Genomic DNA, 13,611 nt, shown 5'->3' on the forward strand with positions numbered 1-13,611 from the left:
TTCCGACCCTGTACGCTCCGTGCGGGTAGGCCCCGGCGCGCGACTGCCTGCGCGCAATATGTCACGCGCCAAGTCTATTAACAACGAATTTAGAAACAGTTACGGGGGCTACCCGCACCACCGAACTCGGGCAATTCACACCCTACCACTCGGGCGCCCGCATCAACCCCAGATCGGCCAGTTGCTCTGGTCCCGTGTATTTCAAAGCGTTCTCAAACCACAGGTCCGGGGCCGAGGTCAGGTGATCGTAGTAAGGATCGAAATCCTCGGGCGTATGGAAGTGCTGTTTTCGCTGCTTTTCTGTTGCCGATTTTGCGACAATTTCGGGCAGGAATTTTGTGTGCAGCAGCACGCCCGACGGCTGCGGCCCGCCCGGCCCGTCGTATAGGGCGTTCAGCGCCGGCGGCAGCGCCGCATGGGTCGAATTGACATAGGCGTAGCGGCGGTTCCAGCGAATCAGCGGGATCTTGTTCAACGTCGGAGAGCGATGTGGCTCCGCAGCAAAGAACACCCGCTCCCGCGCGCCGCCCTGCAGCCACAGGTTTCCCATCGGGTGCTGCCGGACCGCACGGTAAGGCACCGCATCGAACCACTGCAAAACCTCCAGCGGGTTCTGACCCGGCCTGTAGCTGACCTGATTCAGCGGCCCGCGCGGATAAAGATCCAGCATCATGGCGCCAAACCCGACCTGCCCGCTGCGGTCAAGCAGTTCGGTCAGCGCGCGCAGATCATGGGTGGCAATGCCGCCATAGGTCAGCAGTTCATCCGCATCCACCGTCAGGCACCAGTGATCCCTGCCATAGGTCATCAGCAGGAAGGTCAGCCAGTCCAGCCCAAAGCGGGAGGCCTTGTAGCCCGCGGACGTCTGCCAGAGCGAGACATCAGATTGCTGCCGCAGCATCTCTGCGCTGCCATCATCACTGCCATTGTCGATGATCAGGAAGTGCCCGACGCCGAGGCGCCGGTAATAGTCCAGGAAATACGGCAGCCGCGTCGCCTCATTACGCAGCACAACAAAGGCCAGAATGTCCTCTGCCCCGATTGCCGCTGTCTGATCGCGCAACAGGCTCAGCTGGTGACGAGAGCGCCAGGAGCGCCACAGAAGCCGCCGCCGTTTCCACCGCATCCGGTAGGCCGCACGCCAGCCGATATCCGGCATCTCGGCGGCGGGGCGGAGCGACTCCATGCTCAGGCCTCGTAATTGCCCGTCTGATGCCATTTCCAGGCATCAGCGATCATCATCTCGAGACTGGAACGCTGTGGGTTCCAGCCCAGATCTGTGATCGCCCGGGTCGATCCCGACACCAGTTTGGTGCAATCGCCCGCCCGACGCGGCCCCACGGTGCAAGGTACCTTGCTGCCAGTGACCTCTTCAGCCTTGTCCATGACCTCGCGCACCGAAAACCCGCTGCCGGTACCGAGGTTGAAGATCTGGCTGCCCTTGCCATCCTTCAGCCACTGAAGGCCCAGAACATGGGCATCCACCAGATCGCAGACATGCACATAGTCGCGGATGCAGGTTCCATCGGGGGTGTCGTAATCGGTGCCAAAAATGGTCAGCGCATCGCGTTTGCCGTCGATCGCATCCAACACCAGCGGGACCAGATGGGTTTCGGGACGGTGGAATTCGCCGACTTCAGCCTCGGGATCTGCGCCTGCCACGTTGAAATAGCGGAAGATCACCGAACGCAGCCCATAGGCCGCACCGAAATCTTTCAGGATATCCTCGACTGCGCGTTTGCTGGCGCCATAGGCGTTGAGCGGCAGCTGCGGCGTGTTCTCGTCCAGAACCACGTTGTCATGTTCGCCATAGGTGGCACAGGTCGAGGAGAACACGAAATCAAGACACCCGGCAGCAACCGCGGCTTCGATCAGGTTCAAGGATCCACCTGTGTTATTGGCCCAGTAGCGGCCTGGCTGGCTCATCGCCTCCCCGACTTGACTAAGGGCCGCGAAATGCATCACCGCGACCGGCTGATAGGTGGCGAAGACCTCGTCGAGACGAGCACGATCCGCAAGGTCGCCCTTTTCAAACGGGCCGAATTTGACCGCGTCCTGCCAACCGGTGACCAGATTGTCATAAGTGACGGGTGTAAACCCCGCCGTCTTCAGCGCCTTACATGCATGCGAGCCAATATAGCCGGCACCGCCGGTCACCAGAACATTTGCCACTGTCTGTATACCCCTAATTCGATCCTGTATTACCCGGTCTCAAAACCAGAGGCTGGCCAGTGTTTCCTACTCGGCAGCCTGTCCGACCTGAGCGATTTCGGTGATATACTGCAGCAGCTCATCCCGCAATTCCTCACGCCCCAGGGCGAAGGCGACAGTGGCCTGCAGGAAACCTGCCTTGGAACCGCAATCAAAGCGCTGGCCGCGGAAGCGATAGCCATAAACAGGCACATCTTTTTCGATGTCCTGGGCAATGGCGTCGGTCAGCTGAATCTCGCCGCCCGCACCCTGCTTCATCTTGTTGAGATTGCGCAGCACCGAGGGCTCCAGAATGTAACGGCCAATCACCGCCAGATTGGAGGGCGCCTCACCCATAGCCGGTTTTTCGACCATGCCACGGGCCTCGACCACGGATCCCATGTCGTTCTTCACATCCAGAACACCATAGGCACCAGCCTTTTCCGGTGCGACTTCCATCGCCGCAACCATGTTACCGCCGGTTTCGGAATAGGCCTCGACCATCTGCTTGAGACAGGGGGTTTCCGCCGCGATCACATCGTCGGGCAGGATCACCGCGAAGGGTTCGTTGGCGATCAGGCGCCGTGCGCACCAGACCGCATGGCCCAGACCAAGGGCCTGATGTTGGCGGATATAGGCGATGGCGCCGCTTTCCATATTGGTGTGCTTCAGAGTTTCGAGCAGCGCATCCTTACCCTTCTTGCGCAGCTCCTGCTCCAATATCGGGGCTTGGTCAAAATAGTCTTCCAATGCCCCCTTACCGCGCGAGGTTACGAAGATGAATTCCTTGATCCCCGCCTCGCGAGCCTCGTCGATGGCATATTGCACCAAGGGGCGATCCACCAGCGTCATGATTTCCTTGGGCACCGATTTGGTCGCAGGCAAAAACCGTGTACCCAGCCCCGCCACAGGGAAAATCGCCTTCGTCACTTTTTTACGCATGGTGTTCTCTCAATTATTTTCGGGGCATACTGCCCTCACTGGTTCCGGCCCCACAGGGTCACGCACTTCACCTGTTGCGCAATCCCTGTCCGTTTCACCCTATACAAAAACACCAAAAAAAGGGTTTTTGATGACATTGGGCCATGTTTTGCCCCTATTCAGAGACCTCCCGTTGGCCTCCCTTTGGTTAGGCCGCCCCCATACGGGACATCATCTCCTCTATCCTGGGCACATCTTCCGGATTGTTCAGTTCCCAGAATTCGCGCCCCCGCGCGGTGACTTCGACACACAGAACCTTGCGACCGTTTTCAAGAAAACGAAGCTGCTCCAGCCCTTCCAAGGTTTCCAGCAGCCCTGTCTGCCAATCAGGATAGGCGGCAAGTGCGTCGGGACGGTAGGCGTAGACGCCCACATGGTGGAAAACTGGCGTATTTTCGCCATCCTTATAGGCATTTGCACAAAAAGGCAGCACTTCTTTGGAAAAATAGAGTGCGCTGTGGTCCGCCGCGAAGACTGCAGTGGTGCCACCGACGCGGCCCGCGCGCCGATCTGCCAGAAGACTGTTGAGCGTTGCACCATCACAGCGCAGCACCGGCGTCGCCAACCCCATGCCCGGGGCTGCGCGCAGAGCTTTGACCAAATCCTCGATGAACCAATGCGGCGTCAGCGGCGCATCCCCCTGAAGGTTCACGACGACCTCGTAGCCGCCGCCCAGCGCCGCATGGGCCTCGGCGCAGCGCTCGGTGCCGTTGGCGCAGCTTTCCGAGGTCATCACGACCTCGGCGCCAAAACCTTCTGCCGCGCTGCGGATCCTGTCGTCATCCGTCGCGACAACGACCCGGTCGACCCCACCGACAGCACAGGCCGCCCGCCAGGATCGCTCGATCAGGGTCTGCTTTTCGCCGGTGGCTCCGGTCAATTCCACAAGCGGCTTGCCCGGATAGCGTGTCGACGCGTAGCGCGCGGGGATGACGATCAGGACAGACATCAGGCCTCTTTCAATTCAACGCCCGGAGCGTAAGCGATGAAAAACGGGTTCGCATAGCCCTCTTTGCCATAAACAAGGGGGGAATGATCGTCGAAACGCACCACTTTGCCACCTGCACCCGACAGGACCGCGTGGCCGGCCGCTGTATCCCACTCCATGGTGCGGCCCACGCGGGGGTAAAGATCCGCTTCGCCGGTGGCCACGAGGCAGAACTTAAGCGAAGAGCCCGCGCTCTTCATGTCCTTGACGCTGTACTTGTTGATGTAGTCGTCGGTCGCCTGATCCCGGTGCGATTTCGAGGCCACCACCATCAGCGCCGCATTGTCGCTGGAGGCAACGCGGATCGGAGATGTGGCTCCAACAGTCTCAGGGTCAAAGGCACCGGTTTCCTCTACCGAAGAGCCATCAGCGAGAGTGAAGAACATGCGCTCCTTGGCCGGGGCATAGACGACGCCGCGGGTCGGCACGCCTTTTTCCACCAGCGCGATGTTCACGGTGAAATCGCCGCGGCGGTGAATGAATTCCTTGGTGCCATCCAGCGGGTCGACGATCAGGAAGGTGTCACCGCGTTCCTTGTGCGAGGCGCTCTGCTCTTCGGTGACCAGCATCATGTCCGGGAACGCCGCGCGAAGACCTGCCGAAATCAGAGCATCCGCGGCCTCATCTGCGGCGGTGACGGGGCTGTCGTCCGATTTCACCTTCACATCGAAATCATCCGAATTGTAGATCTCCATGATCTTGTTGCCGGCTTCGATCGCCAGTCGGCGGATCACGGGTACGAGCTCTTCATAGTTCAATTCGGCGTCTCCCAGACCAGGGGTTAATTGAAAATTTTCCTGCGCCCCCTTATGGTGGCTCTGTTTTGGAACGGCAAGCAGCCCGTCCCCCAATCCGCAACAAACGCAGATTACAGGCCACATGTTTCAGGTTCGCACGCAAAAAACGTCGGTTTCCGGACTCATCGCCATGGGCGAGGTGGTCTTTCATTCGGTCGTGCGGAGCGTACGGTCGAAACACAACAACGCGCTGATCGCACTGGGGCTCAACCTGTTGCAGGCTGTTCTGTTCGTCGCGGCCTTTTACATCATGTTCGCGGTTCTGGGCATGCGCGGCTCTGCCATTCGCGGCGACTTTCTGCTTTATGTGCTGTCGGGGATCTTCCTGTTCCTCACCCATACCAAAACCGTCAGCGCCGTCGCCGGCGCAGAGGGGCCCAGCAGCCCGATGATGCAGCACGCGCCGATGAACACCATGGTGGCGATCCTGTCAGCGGCGCTTGGCTCGCTTTATATCCAGGTGCTGTCGCTGCTGATCATCCTGTTCGTCTATCACGTCGCCTTTACCCCGGTGCATATCGAACAACCCATCGGCGCCTTTGGTATGGTTCTGCTGGCCTGGTTCACTGGCGCGGCGGTCGGGCTTGTTTTTCTGGTGATGAAGCCCTGGGCGCCCAGCCTCGTTGGTATCTTCTCGATGATCTACCAGCGCGCCAACATGATCGCCTCGGGCAAGATGTTCCTCGCCAATACCCTGCCGACCTTCATGCTGGCCATGTTCGACTGGAACCCACTGTTCCACTGCATCGACCAGTCGCGCGGCTATGTCTTCATCAACTACAATCCCCACCACAGCACATGGCAATACGCCGCCTGGGTGGGGCTGGTGCTGGTGATGATCGGCCTAATGGGTGAATTCTACACCCGCCGCCACGTCTCGCTCAGCTGGAGCGCGCGCCGATAGTGGCGCACCCACACCACGTTCTTGCTTCGGTCAACCTGCCTGACGGCACCAACAGCATCTGCGTCGATATCTTCCGACGGGACGATGGCTCGTTCGGGTTTGACCTGTTCCGGCGCGAACCCGAAGACGAACGCGGCTGGTTCTCCATCGGCTATTTTGGTGATCGCCATTTCAACAGCGCCGCAGGGGCAGCTGTGGCAGCCTGCGCCGACGTACATTGGCTGGAAGACGCAGCCCCAGACCTGGTCCAACGTTTTAAATCACAACGCGCAGCGTCAGATTGAGCCGCCCACCTTTGGGCAAGAGCCGCGAAGACTTGAACCGGATCCGGTCCACCCCATGATAGGCCAGCCGCGCCTCTCCGCCCATGACCACCACGTCGCCGGAATTGAGCCAGAGCGAATCCGTCTTGCCGCCGCGTGTCGGATTACCAAGGCGCAGCAGCCCGTCATCACCAAGGGAAATGGACACAACCGGATAGGAGAAATCCGCCTCGTCCTTGTCTTGATGCAGACCCATGCGCGCGTCTTCGCCGTAGTAGTTGATGAGACAGCAATCGGGCAGACGCTCCAACCCCGTCAGCTCCCGCCAGATGTCGAGAATCGGTTCAGGGATCGCGGGCCAGTCGCTGCCGCGCGGATGCTTTGGAGCGTAGCGGTAGCCCTCGGCGTCGGAATACCAGCCGAACGCCCCAGCCGAGGTCATGCGCACCGACATCTGCCCGCCTCCAGGCACCACAGGCGAAAACAGCGGCGCCGCCTTCAGAACCGGGCGCAACGCCGCGATCAGGTTCCGCTGCGCATCGGGGGTCAGATGGCTTTTGTAAATCTCGAACCCGCGCAGGCGCAGCTTGCTCATCGCCGTTATTCCATTCTTAACCACGGCCCATGCAAAAAAGCGCATTGAATCGTCTTTCTCGACGCGTTCAGGCGCTTGCAGGGGCAAATTCCGCTCCCTATATACGCCGTGACGCCGGGAGATGCAGACCTCCTGGCACCGAAATCGGGGTCTGGATGCCAAAACGGGTCCAGGTCTCGGGAAATCGCCTTGAAAAGAAAAGGGATCGAAAATGAGCAAAGTTATCGGGATCGACCTCGGGACCACCAACTCCTGCGTTGCCATCATGGATGGTTCGCAGCCGCGCGTGATTGAAAACGCCGAAGGGACCCGCACCACTCCGTCCATCGTCGCATTCACCGACGAAGAGCGTCTGGTTGGCCAGCCCGCCAAACGTCAGGCCGTCACCAACCCGGACAACACCATCTTCGGCGTCAAGCGCTTGATCGGCCGCCGGTTTGACGATGCGGATCTGGCAAAAGACAAGAAAAACCTGCCGTTCAACGTGATCAGCGGCGGCAATGGCGACGCATGGGTCGAAGCCAAGGGTGAGAAGTATTCGCCGAGCCAGATCTCGGCCTTCATTCTCGGCAAGATGAAAGAGACCGCGGAGTCCTACCTCGGTGAGGAAGTGACCCAGGCCGTCATCACCGTGCCTGCCTATTTCAACGACGCACAGCGTCAGGCCACCAAAGACGCAGGCAAGATCGCCGGTCTTGAAGTCCTGCGTATCATCAACGAGCCGACAGCCGCCGCGCTGGCCTATGGCCTCGACAAGGAAGACACCCAGACCATCGCGGTTTATGACCTTGGTGGTGGTACCTTCGACGTGACCATTCTGGAAATCGACGACGGCCTGTTCGAAGTGAAGTCGACCAACGGCGACACCTTCCTCGGTGGTGAAGACTTTGACATGCGCATCGTCAACTACCTGGCAGATCAGTTCAAGAAAGAGCACCAGGTCGACCTGACCAAGGACAAGATGGCCCTGCAGCGACTGAAAGAAGCCGCTGAAAAAGCCAAGATCGAACTGTCCTCCAGCTCGCAGACCGAAATCAACCAGCCGTTCATCTCGATGGATCCGTCCTCGGGCCAGCCGCTGCACATGGTCATGAAGCTGACCCGCGCCAAGCTGGAAAGCCTGGTTGGCGACCTGATCAAGGCTTCGATGAAGCCCTGCGCCGCAGCTCTGAAAGACGCCGGTCTGTCCGCGTCCGACATTGATGAGGTGGTTCTGGTCGGTGGTATGACCCGGATGCCGAAAGTCATCGAAGAGGTGACCAAGTTCTTCGGTAAAGAGCCGCACAAGGGTGTGAACCCGGACGAAGTGGTTGCCATGGGCGCCGCCATTCAGGCCGGTGTTCTGCAGGGTGACGTGAAAGACGTTGTTCTGCTCGACGTGACCCCGCTGAGCTTGGGTATCGAAACCCTGGGTGGTGTCTTCACCCGCCTGATCGACCGCAACACCACTATCCCGACCAAGAAGTCGCAGGTGTTCTCGACCGCGGAAGACAACCAGAACGCCGTGACCATTCGTGTGTTCCAGGGTGAGCGCGAGATGGCTGCCGACAACAAGATGCTCGGTCAGTTCAACCTCGAGGACATCCCACCGGCACCGCGCGGCATGCCGCAGATCGAAGTGACCTTTGACATCGACGCCAACGGTATCGTTTCGGTCGGCGCCAAGGACAAGGCGACCGGCAAAGAGCAGACGATCACCATTCAGGCTTCGGGCGGTCTGTCCGATGACGACATCGAAAAGATGGTCAAGGACGCCGAGGACAACGCCGAGGCGGACAAGGAACGCCGCGAGCTGATCGAAGCGAAGAACCAGGCCGAAAGCCTGATCCATTCGACCGAGAAGTCGCTGGAAGAGCACAGCGACAAGGTGGACCCGTCCACCGTCGAAGTGATCGAACTGGCTGTTGCCGCGCTGAAGGACGACCTGGAAAGCGACAAAGCCAACGCCGAGAAGATCAAGGCTGGCATCCAGAACGTCACCGAAGCGGCGATGAAACTGGGCGAAGCGATCTACAAGGCGCAGGCTGAAGAAGGTGAAGAAGAACCCACAGCCGCTGACGAAGCCAGCGGCCCGGGCGACGACGACATCGTGGATGCCGAATTCGAAGACCTGGACGGCGACAAACGCTAAGGTCTGAATCATTGGCTTGACCCTCGGGCCGGTCCGGACCCCGGACTGGCCCGTTTTACGTTGAGGCAGAAGGGGTAAACCGATGTCAAAACGCGACTATTACGACATTCTCGGGGTGGCCAAAGGCGCCACCGCCGACGAAATCAAAAAAGGCTATCGCAAGAAAGCCAAGGAACTGCACCCGGATCGCAATGCCGATAACCCGGATGCCGAAGCGCAGTTCAAAGAGGCCAACGAGGCCTATGAGGTTCTGAAGGACGCCGAGAAGAAGGCAGCCTATGACCGCTATGGTCATGCGGCCTTTGAAAACGGCATGGGCGGTGGCGGCGGTCCCCGCGGCGGCCATCCGGGCGGCGGCGATTTCTCCTCGGCCTTCTCGGATGTGTTCGACGACCTGTTCGGCGACTTTATGGGCGGACGCGGTCAGGCCGGCGGGCGTCAGCGCGCATCGCGCGGCGCGGATCTGCGCTATAACCTGCGCGTCACCCTGGAAGAGGCCTTCTCCGGGCTGCACAAGACGATCAAGGTTCCGACCTCGGTCGCCTGTACCTCCTGCGAGGGCACCGGTGCCGAAGGTGGGGTCGAACCCACCACCTGCCCGACCTGTTCGGGCATGGGCAAGGTGCGTGCGCAACAGGGCTTTTTCACGGTGGAGCGCAGCTGTCCGACCTGTTCGGGCCTGGGCCAGATCATCAAGAACCCGTGCAAAACCTGCCACGGCCATGGCCGCGTGGAAAAGGACCGCTCGCTGTCGGTGAATATTCCGGCGGGTGTGGAAACCGGCACGCGAATCCGTCTGGCTGGTGAGGGCGAGGCGGGCCTGCGCGGCGGGCCTCCGGGCGACCTCTACATCTTTGTCGAGGTTTCACCGCACGACCTGTTCGAACGCGACGGCAACAATCTTTATTGCCGGGTGCCCGTGTCGATGGCCAAAGCTGCCCTGGGCGGTGCCATTGAGGTGCCGACCATCGACGGCGGCCGTGGACGCGTCCAGATCCCCGAAGGCAGCCAGTCGGGCCGTCAGATGCGCCTGCGCGGCAAGGGTATGCCCGCGCTGCGTGGCGGCAGCCCCGGTGACATGTTCATCGAGCTGGCCGTGGAAACACCGGTCAACCTGACCTCCCGACAAAAGGAACTGCTGCGCGAGTTCGAAGATCTCTCGGAAGAGAACACGAACCCTGAATCCCGTAGCTTCTTTTCCTCGGTCAAAAGCTTCTGGGACGGCATGAAGGGGTAAGCCCCTGAACCCTCCCCGGCTTGCGGGTCGAATACCATCGCAAAAACGCCCCCTCGTGGGGCGTTTTTACTTTGTGCAGCCCACCCCGCTGGCCCTTAATGACAGGGACAGGCCTGATACCCTCAAAGATGGTGATCGTGGTGAAAGCTGGCGCACTCCGGGACAAGACCCTGCCACTGTTTGATTGCAGTGACGAAGCGCGCGCCGCGCTGGTGCCTGCCGGACGCCTGCCATCCTATATCAAGGATCACCGCGCCCGGCTGCGCCTGCGGTTCATGGAGGGCGGCGCGGCAGCCATGCCAGATTATGAGCTGCTTGAGCTGATACTGTTCCGGTCTATCCCGCGTCAGGACGTCAAACCGCTGGCACGTCGGCTGATGGACACCTTCGGCGATTTCAACCGGGTCATCACCGCCCCGGCAGAGCGCCTGTTGCAGGTAAAGGGCATTGGCGAGGCGGTGATCACCGACCTTAAGGTGCTGGAGGCCGCCGCCCACCGAATGGCGCGTTCCCGCATCATGCAGCGGCAGGTGCTATCCAGTTGGGATGCGCTGCTGGACTACTGCCACACCACCATGTCCCACTCTGAAGTCGAGCAGTTCCGGGTGCTTTTCCTGGACCGCAAGAACGTGCTGATCGCGGATGAGGAACAGGCCCGCGGCACCGTCGATCATGTGCCGGTCTACCCGCGCGAGGTCGCCAAACGGGCGCTGGAGGTGAACGCCAGCGCTGTGATTCTGGTGCACAATCACCCCTCGGGCGATCCGACCCCCTCGGAAAGCGATATCAGCATGACCGCAACCATTGAGAACGCCCTGACCGCGCTTGACATCACCCTGCACGATCACCTGATCATCGGAAAATCATCCGAACTCAGCTTTCGCAGCCACGGGTATCTGTAGCTCTGGCACCCACCGCAGGGGTCAGCGTACCCAGACTTCGACCCGGCGGTTCACCTCGCGGCCCCAGGCGCTGTCATCGCAGGCCATGGGCAGGGCCTCACCAAAGGCAGCCACGTCGATCTCTACCCGGTCGAGATTGGCGGTCTCTGCCGCTGCCGCCACCGCATCGCGCACCGCATTGGCCCGCTTGATGGCGATCTTGCGGTTTGTCTCAGCCGGTCCCACTCCGTCGGAGAAGCCGACGAAGAGCAACCTGTGCGAATCGTAGATCCCGGCCTCCAGCGCCCGGCCCAATTGCTCGATATTGCTGCGGGACTGGGCATCAGGGCGGGTTGAACCCGGTTCAAACCGGAAGGATGTTGTCAGCCTCTGGAGCCCGCGCAGAGTAGATGTCAGCCGCTGCAGTTCTTCCAGATCCACCTCTGGCCCTGCCGCCTCTATCGCGTTGGCCAGCCGGTCCCCCTGGGCGGCAATCGACACGCGTTCCGGCGCCTGATCGACGAATCCCGCCCTGCGGATCACAATCTGCGCGCCGGGACCACGCACGTAGCTAAGGAAATCCCGCGCCACCTTGGGCAGCCGTCGTTCCGGCAGGTAAAGGAACATGGGAGAGGTCAGCGGGTAATCCTCAGTCTTGATCGACCGGCGCGTCGCGCGCAGGGAGAAACCACATGGCCCGGTCAGGGTCAGAGCCCGCGCGGTGCCCGTATTGGCAAAACTGCCGATAGCGAGTGCGAAGGGGTCCGTGGCAACCATGCGCACCATCGTGCTGTGCCGGTCATGGCGACGCAGATCAGGCATCAATGTCGCCTTGGCCGGGGCCAGCAGCTTGTCCTCAACCGCCTGTGCCAGGCCGGAGCCTTCGACCGGCAGGTGCAGGGAAATCGGTGCATCGGCGCCGCCCAGCTCGGACCAGTTGGTGATCTCACCGGAAAGGATCGCAACCAGCTGCGGCAGAGAGATACGCTGCACCGGGTTTTCCGGCGACACCAGCGGCACCATCGCATCAAGCGCCAGAACCCGGCTACGCGACGGGCCCGTCATATCCCCCATGCCAGCCGCCTGCGCGTGTTCGCGCTCGGCCGGGCGGATTTCCCGCAGCGCCATGACGATATCCGCCTCATCCGCCAGAAGATCAGCAAAGCCTTCGTCGGTATTGCTGACGAAAAAATCGAACCGGGCAGCGGGACGATCCCCGCGCAGCAGAACATACTCGAAATTGTCGCCGGGCAGCGGATCGCGGCGCGTCTGATAGCCGTTGCGCAGGGCAAACCCTTCGATCAGGGCGGGCAGCAGGACCTCTGCCATGGTCGAGGATCCCGACAGGGTGATCTCGGCCACGTAATCGGACAGGCTGGGACAGCCCGGACCGTCACAGCTGACCCCGGATCCGTCGACGGTCAACTCGCCGAACTTGGTGTCGACACGGTAATACTCTCCGTCGAATCCCAACAGGTTGCCGGTGATTTCCACGGCCCCATCGGGAGAAGACAGCGTGACATCCTGGGCGGCCAGCGATGTGATAGTTCCGGACAGAAGAAGTGCGGCGCAAATCGCCGCACGAAAGAAAGCCATGAGAAATCCTGGAATGAATGCGGATCAGTTGGAGGCGATTTTCAGGTTTTCCAACAGATTATTCAACACCAGAAAGTCACCCTTGGCCGCACAATCCGGGATCGCCAGCGTCAGGTCGCGGGTCTGCAGTTTACTCTGCCCGCCAGCCCGATGCAGGGTCAGGGCCTGCGCCTCAACATCACGGCCACAGTTGATCGCGGTGATCTCTGCCTCGACGCTGATTTCCACCGTTTCACCGGCTTGTTCGGCGGCGCGCGGGAAGCTGTAAACCTCGGCCAGACGCGGCGCCAACTGGCTGTCATCGCCCAGCCGCACCATATGGCCCATGCCAGAGGCCGGATCAGAACCATGCCAGACATGCCCCGGCGCGCCATAGTCGGCGCCGTTTTCGCGGGCATGAATTTCAAAACCGCTGTTGCCGGTCCATTGCAGCGCGACGCGGTCGATTTCGGAAAGGTCCGGCACCGGTACCACCGCGACTTCGGCCATCCCGTCCTGCGGCTCGATGATGAATACCGCCGAAGTGGCCAGGGCTGGCACCTCTTGTGTCAGATGGCCCGTATCATCCAGCGCTACCGTGAACATCATGCCCTGATGATGCACCGTCAGCCGCTTTCCCGCCTGGCAGGGCGCGGATACGTCGAGATTAACCATGGCACCGGGCAGTGCATTGGCTGCGACCGACAGCGCGCAGTCATCCTTAGCGACGACCGCTTCGGCCTGCACAGTCTCTGCCTGCTGCGGCGCCGGGTCTTCGTGCGGAACCGAGGTCAGCGTGATGTTCTCGATGGTCAACTCGGACAGATCCGGATCGGCCGGGACCTGCACCGACGCGGCACTGATCTCCGGTGTTTCATAGATACGCGGAGCGGCGGACTGCTGCATGAAAAAGCCGATCCCCAGCGCACAGGCCACGGTTCCGCTGCTCAAGATCAAGATACGTTTGTCCATCATCACACACTCCACACCCTGGATAGGTTAAGGAAGTGTAGCATGGGAAAGGCGGCCAGTTTGTGGCCGCCTGCGGGAGAGATTCGGGCAGAATAAA

13 protein-coding genes are annotated in these 13,611 nt (G+C 60.8%); 5 read left to right on the plus strand and 8 right to left on the minus strand.

Translation table 11 applies throughout. From position 1 onward, the window contains the following. Positions 1 to 142: 142 nt before the first annotated feature. The 5 genes from SM763_RS06480 to cysQ form a co-directional block, all read right to left on the minus strand. Positions 143 to 1,186, minus strand: a complete 1,044-nt coding sequence (locus tag SM763_RS06480) for a glycosyltransferase family 2 protein (protein WP_368998013.1) — start codon at positions 1,184 to 1,186, stop codon at positions 143 to 145. 2 nt (positions 1,187 to 1,188) lie between these two features. Continuing rightward, entirely contained in the window at positions 1,189 to 2,172 is a 984-nt protein-coding gene (gene galE / locus SM763_RS06485; protein WP_368998014.1) for a UDP-glucose 4-epimerase GalE, read from the minus strand. 66 nt (positions 2,173 to 2,238) lie between these two features. Continuing rightward, positions 2,239 to 3,132 carry a UTP--glucose-1-phosphate uridylyltransferase GalU gene (galU, locus tag SM763_RS06490; RefSeq protein WP_274836072.1) on the minus strand — a complete coding sequence of 298 codons (894 nt, stop codon included), beginning with the start codon at positions 3,130 to 3,132 and terminating at the stop codon, positions 2,239 to 2,241. A gap of 187 nt (positions 3,133 to 3,319) precedes the next feature. Continuing rightward, positions 3,320 to 4,120 carry a 3-deoxy-manno-octulosonate cytidylyltransferase gene (locus SM763_RS06495; protein ID WP_368998015.1) on the minus strand — a complete coding sequence of 267 codons (801 nt, stop codon included), beginning with the start codon at positions 4,118 to 4,120 and terminating at the stop codon, positions 3,320 to 3,322. After that, positions 4,120 to 4,917, minus strand: coding sequence for a 3'(2'),5'-bisphosphate nucleotidase CysQ (cysQ, locus tag SM763_RS06500; RefSeq protein WP_368998016.1), 798 nt, complete (start codon positions 4,915 to 4,917; stop codon positions 4,120 to 4,122). Before cysQ ends, SM763_RS06495 begins: the two co-directional genes overlap by 1 nt. Before the next feature lie 121 nt (positions 4,918 to 5,038). On the opposite strand from cysQ, the gene SM763_RS06505 reads away from it, so the two are divergent. Together SM763_RS06505 and SM763_RS06510 are read left to right on the plus strand one after the other, a co-directional pair. Next, positions 5,039 to 5,860, plus strand: coding sequence for an ABC transporter permease (locus SM763_RS06505; protein ID WP_065272092.1), 822 nt, complete (start codon positions 5,039 to 5,041; stop codon positions 5,858 to 5,860). Beyond that, the gene (locus tag SM763_RS06510) at positions 5,860 to 6,144 is read left to right on the plus strand and encodes a hypothetical protein (protein WP_368998017.1); all 285 of its coding nucleotides are present in this window, start codon (positions 5,860 to 5,862) and stop codon (positions 6,142 to 6,144) included. Before SM763_RS06505 ends, SM763_RS06510 begins: the two co-directional genes overlap by 1 nt. On the opposite strand, the gene SM763_RS06515 is transcribed toward SM763_RS06510, so the two are convergent. Continuing rightward, positions 6,116 to 6,718 carry an alpha-ketoglutarate-dependent dioxygenase AlkB family protein gene (locus tag SM763_RS06515; RefSeq protein ID WP_368998018.1) on the minus strand — a complete coding sequence of 201 codons (603 nt, stop codon included), beginning with the start codon at positions 6,716 to 6,718 and terminating at the stop codon, positions 6,116 to 6,118. The genes SM763_RS06510 and SM763_RS06515 overlap by 29 nt on opposite strands. A gap of 211 nt (positions 6,719 to 6,929) precedes the next feature. Here SM763_RS06515 and dnaK point away from each other — a divergent pair, with 211 nt between their 5' ends. From dnaK to radC, 3 genes are all read left to right on the plus strand, one after another. Next, positions 6,930 to 8,849: a molecular chaperone DnaK gene (dnaK, locus tag SM763_RS06520; protein WP_065272089.1), complete on the plus strand. Its 1,920-nt coding sequence runs from the start codon at positions 6,930 to 6,932 to the stop codon at positions 8,847 to 8,849. Positions 8,850 to 8,931: 82 nt separating this feature from the next. After that, positions 8,932 to 10,086: a molecular chaperone DnaJ gene (gene dnaJ, locus SM763_RS06525; RefSeq protein WP_368998019.1), complete on the plus strand. Its 1,155-nt coding sequence runs from the start codon at positions 8,932 to 8,934 to the stop codon at positions 10,084 to 10,086. A gap of 128 nt (positions 10,087 to 10,214) precedes the next feature. Then, positions 10,215 to 10,988, plus strand: coding sequence for a RadC family protein (radC, locus tag SM763_RS06530; protein WP_368998055.1), 774 nt, complete (start codon positions 10,215 to 10,217; stop codon positions 10,986 to 10,988). Between the two features lie 21 nt (positions 10,989 to 11,009). On the opposite strand, the gene SM763_RS06535 is transcribed toward radC, so the two are convergent. Continuing rightward, positions 11,010 to 12,563 carry a substrate-binding domain-containing protein gene (locus tag SM763_RS06535; RefSeq protein ID WP_368998020.1) on the minus strand — a complete coding sequence of 518 codons (1,554 nt, stop codon included), beginning with the start codon at positions 12,561 to 12,563 and terminating at the stop codon, positions 11,010 to 11,012. Between the two features lie 24 nt (positions 12,564 to 12,587). After that, positions 12,588 to 13,517, minus strand: coding sequence for a hypothetical protein (locus SM763_RS06540; RefSeq protein ID WP_368998021.1), 930 nt, complete (start codon positions 13,515 to 13,517; stop codon positions 12,588 to 12,590). Positions 13,518 to 13,611: the final 94 nt, after the last annotated feature.

Origin of the sequence: Pseudophaeobacter sp. C1-32P7, from assembly GCF_041008775.1 — a bacterium.
In the GTDB taxonomy this organism is placed as follows: domain Bacteria; phylum Pseudomonadota; class Alphaproteobacteria; order Rhodobacterales; family Rhodobacteraceae; genus Phycobacter; species Phycobacter gallaeciensis_A.

What these genes read in the sequence shown, in the direction of transcription:
- radC (WP_368998055.1), top strand. Translation starts at nt 10,215, where the DNA reads ATGGTGATCGTGGTGAAAGCTGGCGCACTCCGGGACAAGACCCTGCCA.
- SM763_RS06535 (WP_368998020.1), bottom strand. Translation starts at nt 12,563, where the DNA reads ATGGCTTTCTTTCGTGCGGCGATTTGCGCCGCACTTCTTCTGTCCGGA.
- dnaJ (WP_368998019.1), top strand. Translation starts at nt 8,932, where the DNA reads ATGTCAAAACGCGACTATTACGACATTCTCGGGGTGGCCAAAGGCGCC.
- galU (WP_274836072.1), bottom strand. Translation starts at nt 3,132, where the DNA reads ATGCGTAAAAAAGTGACGAAGGCGATTTTCCCTGTGGCGGGGCTGGGT.
- SM763_RS06505 (WP_065272092.1), top strand. Translation starts at nt 5,039, where the DNA reads ATGTTTCAGGTTCGCACGCAAAAAACGTCGGTTTCCGGACTCATCGCC.
- SM763_RS06515 (WP_368998018.1), bottom strand. Translation starts at nt 6,718, where the DNA reads ATGAGCAAGCTGCGCCTGCGCGGGTTCGAGATTTACAAAAGCCATCTG.
- SM763_RS06495 (WP_368998015.1), bottom strand. Translation starts at nt 4,120, where the DNA reads ATGTCTGTCCTGATCGTCATCCCCGCGCGCTACGCGTCGACACGCTAT.
- SM763_RS06480 (WP_368998013.1), bottom strand. Translation starts at nt 1,186, where the DNA reads ATGGAGTCGCTCCGCCCCGCCGCCGAGATGCCGGATATCGGCTGGCGT.
- SM763_RS06540 (WP_368998021.1), bottom strand. Translation starts at nt 13,517, where the DNA reads ATGATGGACAAACGTATCTTGATCTTGAGCAGCGGAACCGTGGCCTGT.
- dnaK (WP_065272089.1), top strand. Translation starts at nt 6,930, where the DNA reads ATGAGCAAAGTTATCGGGATCGACCTCGGGACCACCAACTCCTGCGTT.